Annotated in this window: 13 protein-coding genes and 1 tRNA gene; 4 read left to right on the plus strand and 10 right to left on the minus strand. The window is 54.7% G+C overall.

The genetic code is table 11. From position 1 onward, the window contains the following. Positions 1-30: 30 nt before the first annotated feature. Positions 31-993: a threo-3-hydroxy-L-aspartate ammonia-lyase gene (locus B9K09_RS18785; protein ID WP_087518250.1), complete on the minus strand. Its 963-nt coding sequence runs from the start codon at positions 991-993 to the stop codon at positions 31-33. A gap of 155 nt (positions 994-1148) precedes the next feature. Beyond that, positions 1149-1751 carry a transcriptional regulator gene (locus B9K09_RS18795; RefSeq protein ID WP_256574104.1) on the minus strand — a complete coding sequence of 201 codons (603 nt, stop codon included), beginning with the start codon at positions 1749-1751 and terminating at the stop codon, positions 1149-1151. Between the two features lie 127 nt (positions 1752-1878). Between B9K09_RS18795 and B9K09_RS18800 the strand changes: the two genes are divergently transcribed. From B9K09_RS18800 to B9K09_RS18810, 4 genes are all read left to right on the plus strand, one after another. Next, positions 1879-3012 carry a DSD1 family PLP-dependent enzyme gene (locus B9K09_RS18800; RefSeq protein ID WP_087518252.1) on the plus strand — a complete coding sequence of 378 codons (1134 nt, stop codon included), beginning with the start codon at positions 1879-1881 and terminating at the stop codon, positions 3010-3012. A 28-nt stretch (positions 3013-3040) separates the two neighbouring features. Then, a complete protein-coding gene (locus B9K09_RS22855) occupies positions 3041-3166 on the plus strand; it encodes a hypothetical protein (RefSeq protein ID WP_256574105.1) in 126 nt (41 codons plus the stop codon). Between the two features lie 6 nt (positions 3167-3172). Further along, positions 3173-3298: an asparaginase domain-containing protein gene (locus B9K09_RS23000; RefSeq protein WP_218192006.1), complete on the plus strand. Its 126-nt coding sequence runs from the start codon at positions 3173-3175 to the stop codon at positions 3296-3298. A gap of 165 nt (positions 3299-3463) precedes the next feature. Then, positions 3464-4414, plus strand: coding sequence for an alpha/beta fold hydrolase (locus B9K09_RS18810; protein ID WP_087519166.1), 951 nt, complete (start codon positions 3464-3466; stop codon positions 4412-4414). A gap of 232 nt (positions 4415-4646) precedes the next feature. Here B9K09_RS18810 and B9K09_RS22605 read toward each other — a convergent pair. From B9K09_RS22605 to selA, 8 genes are all read right to left on the minus strand, one after another. Further along, positions 4647-4742, minus strand: a tRNA-Sec gene (locus tag B9K09_RS22605). A gap of 185 nt (positions 4743-4927) precedes the next feature. Beyond that, positions 4928-5281 (minus strand): hypothetical protein, encoded by a 354-nt coding sequence (locus B9K09_RS22610; protein WP_157699371.1) that lies wholly within the window; start codon positions 5279-5281, stop codon positions 4928-4930. 180 nt (positions 5282-5461) lie between these two features. Beyond that, a complete protein-coding gene (locus B9K09_RS18815) occupies positions 5462-5785 on the minus strand; it encodes a DUF6678 family protein (RefSeq protein ID WP_087518253.1) in 324 nt (107 codons plus the stop codon). Positions 5786-5893: 108 nt separating this feature from the next. Continuing rightward, complete coding sequence (locus tag B9K09_RS18820) at positions 5894-6265, minus strand: DUF6228 family protein (RefSeq protein WP_087518254.1); 372 nt, start codon at positions 6263-6265, stop codon at positions 5894-5896. Positions 6266-6696: 431 nt separating this feature from the next. Then, a complete protein-coding gene (locus tag B9K09_RS18825; protein ID WP_087518255.1) occupies positions 6697-7611 on the minus strand; it encodes a hypothetical protein in 915 nt (304 codons plus the stop codon). Positions 7612-8376: 765 nt separating this feature from the next. Then, positions 8377-8904 carry a metal-dependent hydrolase gene (locus tag B9K09_RS18830; RefSeq protein ID WP_087518256.1) on the minus strand — a complete coding sequence of 176 codons (528 nt, stop codon included), beginning with the start codon at positions 8902-8904 and terminating at the stop codon, positions 8377-8379. 37 nt (positions 8905-8941) lie between these two features. After that, positions 8942-10849: a selenocysteine-specific translation elongation factor gene (gene selB, locus B9K09_RS18835; protein ID WP_087518257.1), complete on the minus strand. Its 1908-nt coding sequence runs from the start codon at positions 10847-10849 to the stop codon at positions 8942-8944. A gap of 3 nt (positions 10850-10852) precedes the next feature. Further along, positions 10853-12253 (minus strand): L-seryl-tRNA(Sec) selenium transferase, encoded by a 1401-nt coding sequence (gene selA / locus B9K09_RS18840; RefSeq protein WP_087518258.1) that lies wholly within the window; start codon positions 12251-12253, stop codon positions 10853-10855. Positions 12254-12278: the final 25 nt, after the last annotated feature.

Below are 12278 nucleotides of genomic sequence, written 5' to 3' on the forward strand. Positions count from 1 at the left end.
TGGGCGGCTCGCTGGCTGCCCGCCTTGGCACTACCTGACTAGCAGGCTCGCGAAGCGCGCCATGTCGACGTTGCCGCCACTCACGAGTACACCGATGCGCTTGCCTTTCAGTTCGGCTTTCATCTGCCGGGCTGCGGCGAATCCGAGGCAGCCCGTGGGCTCGACGACCAGCTTCATGCGGGAGGCGAGGAACTTCATGCAGTCAATCAGTTCGGCATCCGAAGCGGTGAGGATGTCGTTGACATCCCGCAAGATGATAGGAAAGGTCAGCTTGCCCAGGTGCTGGGTCTGAGCGCCATCGGCAATGGTCTTGGGGGTGTCGATGTGTACGATGCTGCCTGCGTGGAACGAGCGCTGACCGTCATTGCCCGCCTCCGGCTCGACGCCGTACAGCCCGCAGTTAGACGACAGCGCCCGTGTGGCCAGAGCACAGCCGGAAAGCAGGCCGCCGCCGCCCAACGGTACGAATAATGCGTCCAGAGGGCCAACTTCATCGAACAGTTCCTTGGCGGCCGTGCCCTGACCACAGAGCACGTCAGGGTGATCGTAGGGCGGGATCAACGTCAGGCCATGCGCCTCGGCCAGATCGCGGCCGATCTGCTCGCGGTCCTCCTTGTAGCGGTCGTAGATCACCACGCTGCCCCCATAACCCTGAGTCGCCGCCACCTTGGCGGCCGGTGCATCGTGCGGCATGACGATCATCGCCGGAATGCCCAGGAGCTTGGCTGACAGCGCAATGGCCTGCGCGTGATTGCCGGAGGAGAATGCCACGACACCGGCCTTGCGCTGCTCGGGGCTGAACTTCGACAGCGCGTTGAATGCACCGCGGAACTTGAAGGCACCCATACGTTGCAGGTTCTCGCATTTGAAGAAGACCTGAGCGCCGAACTCTTCGTCGACGGTGCGCGAAGTCACCACCGGTGTCTTGTGGGCGTAGCCTTTGATACGTTCCGCCGCGGTGGCAACGTCATCGTAAGAGGGAAGGTTGATCATCGTAATCCTCTCTTGGCCTGTCACCAGGCCATGCAACGCTGGTGCCCGCACCGGCGGACCCCTTCTGGATAATGAGCCGCGCCACAGCCAGGTCCTGCAACGCGAGTCCGGTCATGTCGAATACGCTGATGTCTGAGGCCGCGCGGGTATGCGCATCACTTCGCATAGCTGTACACCGATGCGCGAGAGACGCCCAAGTGCGCGGCGACGGTTTCCATTGCGCGGCGCAGGTCCAGCAGGCCGGCCGCCTTTAGCTCCTGAACCAGTGCGCGACGGTCTCCCGCCTTGAGCGCGCGAGGCGTAGTGGCCAGACGCGCCGCGAACTGATCGATGCGGGCGCGGATCGCGTCTGTGCCAGCGGGGTCAAGTGTCTCGCTGGCGGGCGCATTCACCGGCATGGCGACGAACTGGTTTAACATGCCCTGAAAGCCCTGGAACATCGTAAGGTCGATGTTCATGCAAAGAGCAGCGATGTATCGCCCCTCGGAATCCTTGATGCCAATCGAGGTGCTCTTGACCTGTCGGCCGTCCGCAAAGCGGTTCGGATAGTTGGCAATGACCTGCTCGAACTCGGGGTCCATGATGCGGGCAAGGCCAAGTTCGGTGGCTGGATGTCCGACCTCGCGGTTGGACAGGTTGTTGTGGATCGCCAATACGGCGTGCGAAGGGTCCAGCAGGTCGTGCACCACCACCTCGCAAAAGGGCGCGAAGGTCTTGGCGAGGCCGTCGGCGACCTGTTTGATTTGTTCGAGCAGCACTCGCTGCTCCGGGGTGCGTATTGTCATGGTAAGGCCAAGTGTCATTAATGATTCTGGACACTTTGTATTAATTTATACAAAATGTCAATCTGCTAACTACACCACGTTTTCAGACCGAGAGAGCTCCATGACCACAATTCAACAGCTTGGTACGCCCACCGCCCTCATCGACACGCAGCGCATGCAGCGCAACATCCAGCGCATGCAGGCGCGCATGACCGCCCTCGGGATGAGCTTCCGCCCGCACGTCAAGACCACCAAGAGCCTGCCAGTCGTACAGGAGCAGATTGCTGCCGGGGCGCAAGGCATCACCGTCTCTACCCTCAAGGAGGCCGAACAGTTCTTCGAGGCGGGTGTTACCGACATCCTGTATGCCGTCGGCATGGTCCCGAGCAAACTCCCGCAAGCGCTTGGGCTTCGCCAGCGCGGTTGTGATCTGAAGATCGTCACGGACAACGCCGCAGCCGCCCGGGAAATCTGCAACTTCGGGAGCGCGCATGGTGAGGTGTTCGAGGTGTGGATCGAAATCGACACCGACGGCCACCGCTCAGGTATCAAGCCGGAAGACGACTCCCTGCTCGAGGTCGCGCGCGTGTTGCAGGACGCCGGCATGCAAATGGGTGGCGTCATGACTCACGCGGGGTCCAGCTACGACTGCGACAACCATGCAGCCCTGCTGGCCATTTCCGAACTGGAACGTGCCGGCGCCGTGCGCGCGGCGCAAAGGCTGCGTGAAGCCGACTTGCCGTGCCCCGTCGTCAGCATCGGATCGACGCCGACAGCCTTGACGGCCGAACACCTTGAAGGTGTGACCGAGGTGCGCGCCGGCGTCTACGTGTTCTTCGACCTGGTGATGCACAACGTCGGCGTGTGCACCACAGACGACATCGCATTGAGCGTCCTCACGACCGTCATTGGTCACCAGACAGAAAAAGGCTGGGCCATCGTCGATGCGGGGTGGATGGCGATGAGCCGTGACCGTGGCACACAGAAGCAGAAGCATGACTTTGGCTTCGGTCAGGTATGCACCGAGGACGGGAAGGTGCTGGAGGGCTACACCCTGAGCGGCGCCAACCAGGAACATGGGATTCTGTCCCATGCCGGCGAACCGGATCGCAGCATCGTGGAACGCTTCCCGATCGGCACGCGGCTGCGCATTCTGCCCAATCACGCTTGCGCCACCGGAGCACAACACCCCGAGTACCAAGCCGTGCTGCCGGATGGGAATACCGAGACTTGGCCTCGCTTCTACGGCTGGTAATCACGGTTATACCGCCGGGACCCTGCCCTTGAGCGAACTGCTCAGTGGCATTGCGGCCTCGGACGGGTTCATCCTGCATACGGAGCAGGTCGCGCAGCTGGATAGCAAGGACATGGATATCGCGACCGGGCACGCCTTGCAGGTACGCTGCTAACACTGGCTGGCACAAGACGATGTCGAAGGCCTGGTCATCACACATGGAACCGACACCATCAAGGAAACGTCGTTCTTCCTGTACTCGGTGATCCAGTCGCCCAAGACCGTTGTGCTTAACCGTTGTGCTTAACTGTGCGATGCGCCCCGCCACCTCCGCAAGTCCTCGACGGGCCGCAGAACCTGTGCGCTGCAATAACCGTGGCTACTATCTTTGCTTTAATTTGATGAATGCTGCTTAGCCTGAATGCCGCCCTCTGCTAGCTTGAGCCTTATCGGCAATCACGAGGGCATCGGCATGCAAGCGCAAGACTTGGCTGTAAACGGTATCAACCTGCATGTGCATATGGCGGGCCCCGAAAACGGTCGTCCAATCTGGCTATTGCACGGCTTCCCCGAATGCTGGCACTCATGGCGCGAGCAGATACCGGCACTGGTCGCCGCAGGCTATCGAGTATTCACCCCGGAAATGCGCGGCTACGACCGCAGCGACGCCCCAGCGGAAATCAGCGCTTACGACGTACTGACGATTTGCGCAGATATTCAGGCGAGCATGACCGCACTCAATCAACACAATGTCTGTATTGTCGGCCACGATTGGGGCGCGCTGGTCGCCTGGCACCTCGCCCAACTCGAACCGCAACGCGTCAGCACACTGGTGGCCATGTCTGTGCCTTTCGCCGGACGCGGCAAGCGCCCGGCAATCGAAGTTATGCGTGAAGTGTTTGCCGAGCGTTTCAACTACATCGTCTACTTTCAGCAGCCCGGCGTTGCCGAGCAGGAACTGGATGCCGATATAGAACGCAGCCTGCGCATCTTTATCCAAGGCGCCAGCTCCAGCGACTTGCTGCTGCAAGAACGCCCTGCCGACAGCAAACTATTCGACGGCATCAAAATACCCAATGAGTTGCCCGAATGGTGCAGTGAAAAAGACTTCCAGGCCTATGTCGAAACCTTCACCGAAAACGGCTTTCGCGGCGCACTCAACTGGTACCGCAACTTCGAACGCAACTGGCAAAAAACCGAGTTTCTACAAGATGTAAAAATCGAGCAACCCACGCTGTTCCTGGTCGGCGACAAAGACCCCGTCGCCACCCTTGAAGCCCACACCATCAGCCGCATGCCAACCCGCGTCAGCAACCTGGAGCAGCATCAGCTAAGCGATTGCGGCCATTGGATACAAAGCGAAAAAGCCAAAGAAGTGAACGAGTTGTTACTGGGCTTTCTGGCAAAACACTTCCCCGCTTAGGGTGCGACAACGCGAAACTTGTCCACCGAGCCTTATAAAGCCGCGATCAAACGCGGAGAAATAACCCAGCCCTACACCGCGCCAATGGTGGATGGAAAAAGCGTCATCCACCCTACGCCAAGCCCCCGTAGGGCGCGACAACGCGAAGCTTGTCCGCCGAGGTTCAAATTCAAGCGTTTAGGAATGGGTGGCACAGGCCTGTAGGGCGCAGGCAAAAATGGTCAATGAAAAATGGCGGAAGGCAGTAAGAGTCGAACTTACCTAGGAACGGCTGCCGTCCCCTACCGAGTTTGAAGCCCGGCCACGCCACCGGGCGTGATTGCCTTCCATATTGCTCTGTCTCAACGTGTCGCTATTGAGTCGTTGAACCGTCAAATCGAGCATACCTTATCAATGCTGCTTGATCCGAGCGCAATGCAAAAATTTTGAATACCATAACAATCATTTTGCAATTGGAAATTGCCTTTGCCCAGCTAGGATAAACACTAGGCACCACCAGCTTATCCAAAAGAGTCACTCATCACAGGTTGCATTTGTAAGAAGAGTAAACATGTCGATGAGTTCATTGCTCGCCGGCCCATCTTGAATACACCACTCTGGACCTTCACCACCATCACCTTCAGAAACATAATATGGACATCCACTTTTCATAGCATTCAGATTATGTTTATTTGCTTGGCACTCACTTACCGTAGCTGAAGACTCAATCAACATCAGGTGCTTTGGGGGATTAAGGTATTTGCATTCGAGTTCTACGGGGACAAATGGGTTTCGGCCTGATGATTGCTGACCTTTTACTTCTGCAATTTCATCTAAAGAAGCCGCGACGGGAACCGGACATACCACTGCTTCGGTGCCAGCAATCACCTCATGACTATTAAAAAATACAAAAATAACAGGCGTAATTAAAAAATTAGTATTTGAAAGCGCATAAATTTACCTAAATGCGAAACGAGAAACTAGCACTTACAGAGAACAGACTATGTGAATTTAAAGGTGGTCTGCCCCCTATTGTTCATTAGCGAAGCGAACGATTTGAACCAGTTGTTAGAGACGACGGTAACCGATGACTTTGATAGATGACTCTAAAATTTCTATTTCAAAGCCTATGCGTCGACATATATCCAGAGTTTCGCTCATAGTTAAAGCTCCCTCAGTGGCTCTAGATTGCATTTCACACCACTCAATGAGCTTATGCTCTCCTAGGCGAAAATGATAAGTCCAGTCACCATCCCAACCTTGTGGTGGATAAATGAAGCCGTTCGTGGCTTTAGTTCTCCAGTAAGGTGCTCTTTGCCCTAACTCTGACATGAACTGCTGTAGCTCATTCCACTTGGTGTTATTGGCTAAGCCGGCGAGTTGTGGATTCATGAGTGGGCTCTAACGTTTGGTTAAGGGGCCGGCTTTAGCCGGTCCCGAGTGAGCGAAGCGAGCGACTTGAACCACTAGTTAGAAGCCATTCACTCATGGAAAAATGCTTTAACATCTTTTGATGCTTTTTCCATCACTCCGCTTTCTAAATTCAAAAACTACCTGAGCTTCCCAAGGTTCTGCGCCTTCATATTGGGAGAACTTAAGCTTAACCGCAATGTGGCCTTTTTGATCTGATGTGCATGTAATTGAAAGCTCTTGCTCAATTGATGCCCAGTTTATCTCCCCGTCCCAGCCTTTCCATTCTTTGGCCATGTACGAGAATAGATCAACTAATAAGTTACAGTCGGTGTAGCCCCAGACACGCCTAGAAACGAAGATGTCATGACTTTTGTATGTCGCAGTAAAATAGTCGCCTTCGATGTCTGATAGCACCAATTGTGCGGCTGTATCTGCTGACTTGATGGTGACTTCATTCATTGCTATGGCTTCTAACGTTTGGTTAAGGGGCGGGCTTTAGCACGTCCCAGTGAGCGAAGCGAACGATTTTAACCACTTATTAGGCCCGTAAGAGGGGACAGGCACAGTTTATTTTCTATGCTGCAAAAGCAATATGGACTGATATCAATGTGCCGTAGCACTCAGGCAGAGGTTAAGCTTCAAAGGTCTATGTGTCGAAAAAATGTCGAAAACGAAGGGCTTTTATGTGCAAATACGAGCAGTGCAAAAAGCTCAACCCCTTGCGTTGAGCGGGTCTGTGCAGCAATGGCATAGCAAATTGTAGAGTTCGACTCTTACTGCATTCCGCCATTTTTTGATTTCAACCGATAGTCGTAGGGGCAAGCGGTGTTTGAGTCCAAAGTGCTCGAAAAACGTGGTCTGCCCCCCCTAATTTGTACTGGCTGGCTTTGTTAGCTATTTTCCAATTCAGAATACTTAGTATATTCCCAGTACTCCAGATTCAGCTTTTGAAGTACATCACGCCCGATAACTGCCATCTGGTGCATTTCGTTCTCTTTATCCAGTTCTATCAAAGGGTTGTTACCATTGTGCTCATTGAAAAGTAGCATGAAGCCGAACCTCGAAAAATACCAAATAGATTTACATACATGATTTAAGGTTCTTTCACTGGAGGCTGATAGCTTACCAAAAACACCTAGAGACACTTTGTCTGTATTAGCGACATCAATGGCGTTAGCAGCCAAAACACCAGACAAGTATGTTGGGTGAGTTGTCTGAGAGAAATAATTTAACTCATTATCTCGATACTCTCTGAACTCCCTACTTATATGCGGCTCTAGACCCACGCTTCTCTCTACCGCATTTAAGTGTTTTCGCAACCTTTTGTTGTTAAAGTTTTCGTACCAAAACTGGCTTGCATCTTCATGATACTGACTAGATTGAAAACCCGCTGCCAATTCAGGTTTATTTAGTATGGCGATGCAAGTACATAGATGTTCATCAAGTGATCTTGCTGCGGACCTCGCAGGGTTATCCAGCCCGGAAATGACGAGTAATCTTACTGCAACTGCATAGTTGCAAGATGAACTTACAAGGGACCAAATACTAAGCAGCAACGCGTCGTTACCGCCATCTCCATCCATTTTATGTGACAATATTCCCCAAATATTAGAAAGCCACTGTATTCCATCTTCGAAAATTTGTAACCAAGGCTGCAAAGAAGCTTCAGCATTCTCTTCTTCGTTCTTTCTTAAATTATCAATGAAGTCACGAAATTCATTGTCATACTGAGATTCTCTATGGGCATCACGAAAATATTTGTCCCACAGTTCTAGCGATTCTTTGCGTATTGACTCTACATTCATAACGGATAGCTAACGTTTGGTTAAGGGGCCGGCTTTAGCCGGTCCCGAGTGAGCGAAGCAAACGACTTGAATCAGTTGTTAGACTGGAGCGATACCAATATATACATGCATTACAAAAAAGTAACAGATAGCGCCTACCGTGAAGAAGACTGTTGCATTTGCGAGTCTGTGTGCACGAGCCTCGGCTGGCTTGGTATTGGTTCTTAGTGCTTTCTGCACCTTCTGTAGCGAGTAAATAGCGAAGGCGAAAATAGCCATAAGAAAAACGATTAACCCAAAATAAGCCGGGTGTTCTGCAATCGTGTACCCGGAGTATCAGGGGACAGACCACGTTTTATTTTTATGCTACAAGCAGAAATACGGACCGATACCAATGTGCCACACCAGCCAGACAAAGGGTAGTCATCAAGAGTCTACGTGTCGAAAAAATGTCGAAAACGAAGGGCTTTTATGTGCAAATTCGAGCAATGCAAAAAACTCAAAGCCTTGTATTGAGCGGGTAAATGCAGCAACTACCTACCTACACCAAGGGTTTGAAGCCCGGCCACGCCACCGGGCGTGATTGCCTTCCATGTTGACTTAGGCGTCCTGCTCGGCACTCGAGCTAGTGTCCCAAAGCGTCAAACCGAGCATAACCCATCAATGCAGCTTGAACTGATCGCTGACCAACAATTTTGAAAACCCTGGCCAATCATTTTGCAATTGGCTGCCCATTGCATGGGCTATTACTTGGCTCACATCAAATAACAAGTCACTTCACCTTCGTTAACTCAGTTTCCGCCTTACTAAAACGCCAACCAAACCGATCACAAACCCCGGAATAAATATCCAAACCATTTCAGAGGCGATAACTCTGAGTCCTCTGTCGGTGAAAAAAGCGCTAACACCTATTGGTGATACCTGCACCGGCCTGAACGGGAAAAACACGCGGTCCAGACTAAACGGCCAGTACAAGGCCACACCTTGCCCGCCATTGGTTAGCGCATCCAATGCAGCGTGCGAAGCGCAGGCGGTGAAGCACATGGCGAAGACGACCAAGGGTCTGGAGTTGAGCTGTTTGGCGAACAGTGTGAAGAAAGCCGCTATGCAGCCAGCAAAAAATAATGAGTGGGTAAAACCTCTGTGTCCCCACTCCGAGCCATAGGCAACGTCGAACTTGAAAGCCAATACGTCTGCATCGGGTGCGATGGCCAAGACAATCGCCAACACCAGCAAACGCAAATTCATCGACTTGCCTTTAAAGACGGCGTAGACAACCAGTGGCACGACTGCGTGGGCGAAGGCTGAAGCCATGATATTTCCTGAGGTTTACCCGGTGGTTGCATCGGTATTATTTGATCTCGGCCAACGCCGAATCCGCCCTGATTTTACGCTCGCCAACCAGCCTTCGGGTGAAGCCAATGCGGTCGAAGTATTCGAGTAATTGAATGCTGCGCTTGCGGCCGATGTTGAGGCTGTCACGCCAGATGGCGGGTTTGATCGAGCCGTTTTGTTGTTCGATAGTCACTGCGATTGCGGCCAGTTGGCGGATGCTTTGTTCGGGGTAGAACAGGTCCTTGACCACTTGATGGAGCATGCCGAGCCTGGCCAATTTGCGCAGCAGTAAACGCACGTCTGCCTCTGGCTGTTGCAAGGTGCTGGCCAGATCACGCACCCAGGGTGGATCGAAGTTTCCAGCGAGCAGTAATGGCCAGAGTTGTTCGCGCAAGGCTTCATCCGTCTCGCTGAGTTGCACCTGATGCGCAGGTAAATGCAACCACGGGCCGCTGTTGGCGACGGAGCCAGACGCAAGTTGCTGTTCAAGCAGACTGATAAACACCGGACGCTCTAGAGCGGGCAATGCGTAACGTCTTAGACGGTCGCGATCGGGGCCCAGCTCATCTGGGCAATCGGTGTGAAAACGCTGTAAGCCGTCCAGCAACTGCTCGCTTAATTGCTGCCAAACACTGCGGCTGAATAACCGGGTACCGATGCGTGTAGTGATTTCTAGTACATCGCCAGGTAACGTCCACAATGCTCGAGGCTGATTGAACTGACGCTCAATAAGTGTCGGATCAAGGCCATTATCAGCACTGTGCAGCAACGTCGGCAGCGCCGCCTCAAGCTCATCCACCCGCATGCTATTGAGTTGCGCCAAGCGCGTCTCGGAGCGCCGATTACGAGCCGGGGCAAATGGGTCCAACACACGCCCCCCGGCCACGGTGCGTTGCGCCGACTGGTCGCGCAAGACCAGCCTGTCATTGTGTACCGCATGCACCGGAGCGTTGAGCAGAATCTGCGCCAGCGCGGTTTTACCCGGTTCGACATGCGTACCTTCGAGCAACGCCACACGCCCCGTGACATCTTGTGCGGCGAGATGCACATGCACCGGTGTCCAGTGGCTGAAATCGCGGCTTTCACCGGGCAGTATTTCGAGTTGAATATCAATGCGTGTAGTGGGCGCGTGCAGCGCCGGTGTCAGCAACCAATCACCGCGGCGCACATGCTCCAGCGCAAGGCGTTCGCCGGTAATGTTCAGCGCCACGCGTTGCCCGGCAATGGCGTGATCCGCCTGTTGGTTTTGCGCATGCATACCGCGCACGCGCACGCTGCGGCCACTGGGGCTGAGCGTTAACTCATCACCCACTGAAACTTGCCCGGCTTTGGCAGTGCCGGTGACCACAATGCCTGATCCGGAAACACTGAATGCTCGATCAATCGGCAAACGAAAGTAGCCGCTGATGCTGCGCTGCTGCACGTGATCCGCGCTGTTTTTAAGCGCTTCACGCAGCTCAGCAATGCCGTCACCGGTGATGCTTGAAACAGGATAAATCGCAGAGTCTGCAAGCGGCCCTGTACTGAGCAACTGAGTGATTTGCTGCTGCGCCTGAATCGCTTGTTGGCTATCGACTCGGTCGATCTTGGTCAGTGCCACTAACGCGCGGCGGGTGCCTAATAACTGCGCAATAGCCAGATGCTCACGGGTTTGCGGCATGACGCCATCATCCGCCGCGACCACCAACAGCAGCAGGTCAATGCCGCTGGAGCCAGCGAGCATGTTATGCACAAATCGCTCATGACCCGGCACATCAATAAAGCCGGTGAGCTGGCCGTCACCAAGGTCGGCGTAGATGTAACCCAGATCAATGGTGATGCCGCGCTCGCGCTCTGCCGGGCGCTTGTCGCCCTGCTGCCCGGTCAGTGCTTGCAGCAATGCGGTTTTGCCGTGGTCGATGTGCCCTGCCGTACCGACAATCAAGGTTTATTCCTCGGTTAGCAGGTGCAATTGCGCGGTGAATGCCGGCTCGTCATCCAGTTGGCGAAGGTCCAACCATAAGCTGTCATCGTCGATACGGCCGAGTACGGGAATCGGCAAGCAGCGCAGGTTTTCTTCGAGCCTGCGCAACGCGCGCCCACGCAGACGCTTGGATTGCAGCGGGCGAATGCAAATCGCCGCGCTGGGCAAGCGTGCAACTGGCTGCGCGCCGCTGCCGATCATGCCTAAAGCCGCTTGCACTGAAACTTGCCAGCCTTCGCCAAACTGCTGCGCGATCAGTGGGGCAATACGTTGTGCCTGAACCATGATTTCCGCCTGCGGGCGGCTAAGCAGACGCAAGCTGGTGAGGCGTTCCGCCAAAGTATCTGGGTCGCGATACAGATTGAGTACCGCTTCAAGCGCCGCCAAGGTCAGCTTATCAACCCGCAAGGCACGCTTTAGCGGGTTCTTTTTGATCTTGTTGATCAGCTCACGGCTGCCAAGAATCAAACCGGCTTGCGGGCCGCCCAGGAGTTTGTCGCCGCTGAAGGTGACGATATCCGCACCATCGCGCAGGGCCTCCTGCACGGTCGGCTCTTTGGGTAAGCCCCAGCGGGTCAGGTCAACCAGCGTGCCGCTACCCAGGTCTTCAAGCAGCGGCAGATTGTTGGCGTGGGCGATGTTTGCCAGCTCCGCCGTCGGAACGCTGGCGGTAAAACCTTGCACGCTGTAGTTGCTGGTGTGTACGCGCATCAGCAAGCCGGTGCGCGGGTTAATCACCGCCTCGTAGTCGCGGGCGTGGGTGCGATTGGTGGTGCCGACTTCAACCAGTTTTACCCCGGCGCGCGACATGATGTCGGGAATGCGAAACGCGCCACCAATCTCGATCAACTCACCGCGTGAGATCACCCCTTCCTTGCGAGCGCCCAGACTGTTGAGGCTGAGCAATACCGCTGCGGCGTTGTTGTTGACCACGGTCACCGCTTCGGCGCCGGTCAGCTCGCGGATTAAACCGGTGATCAAGTCATCACGGTCGCCGCGTTTGCCGGTGGCGAGATCAAACTCAAGATTGAGCGGATAACGTGCTGCGAGGCTGACCGCCTCGATGGCTTCTTCCGGCAGTAAGGCGCGGCCAAGATTAGTGTGCAACACGGTGCCCGTGAGGTTGAACACCCGGCGAATTTTACTCGCGTGCTGCGCAGCAAGACGCTCACCAACACGCCCGGCCAGCACCGCCTCGCTGAGTTCAATGGCGGCCAGAGCGCCACTTTGCGCAGGCTCACGTAACTCATCGAGTAAGTCGCGAAGGGTTTTGAGCATGGCTTCGCGGCCATAGCGTTGTTGCAATGGCGCAATTGCCGGGCTGCGCAGCAAGCGGTCGACTGAAGGTAGACGAGCGGCCGTCATCAAGCGTCCTTAACGTAGGGGTCAC

The sequence above is a fragment of the Pseudomonas sp. M30-35 genome (assembly GCF_002163625.1).
GTDB lineage: Bacteria > Pseudomonadota > Gammaproteobacteria > Pseudomonadales > Pseudomonadaceae > Aquipseudomonas.

Excerpts from the sequence above, each read along its gene's own strand:
- B9K09_RS18800 (WP_087518252.1), top strand. The coding sequence starts at position 1,879 with ATGACCACAATTCAACAGCTTGGTACGCCCACCGCCCTCATCGACACG.
- B9K09_RS18810 (WP_087519166.1), top strand. The coding sequence starts at position 3,464 with ATGCAAGCGCAAGACTTGGCTGTAAACGGTATCAACCTGCATGTGCAT.
- B9K09_RS18820 (WP_087518254.1), bottom strand. The coding sequence starts at position 6,265 with ATGAATGAAGTCACCATCAAGTCAGCAGATACAGCCGCACAATTGGTG.
- selA (WP_087518258.1), bottom strand. The coding sequence starts at position 12,253 with ATGACGGCCGCTCGTCTACCTTCAGTCGACCGCTTGCTGCGCAGCCCG.
- B9K09_RS18785 (WP_087518250.1), bottom strand. The coding sequence starts at position 993 with ATGATCAACCTTCCCTCTTACGATGACGTTGCCACCGCGGCGGAACGT.
- B9K09_RS18825 (WP_087518255.1), bottom strand. The coding sequence starts at position 7,611 with ATGAATGTAGAGTCAATACGCAAAGAATCGCTAGAACTGTGGGACAAA.
- B9K09_RS18830 (WP_087518256.1), bottom strand. The coding sequence starts at position 8,904 with ATGGCTTCAGCCTTCGCCCACGCAGTCGTGCCACTGGTTGTCTACGCC.
- B9K09_RS18815 (WP_087518253.1), bottom strand. The coding sequence starts at position 5,785 with ATGAATCCACAACTCGCCGGCTTAGCCAATAACACCAAGTGGAATGAG.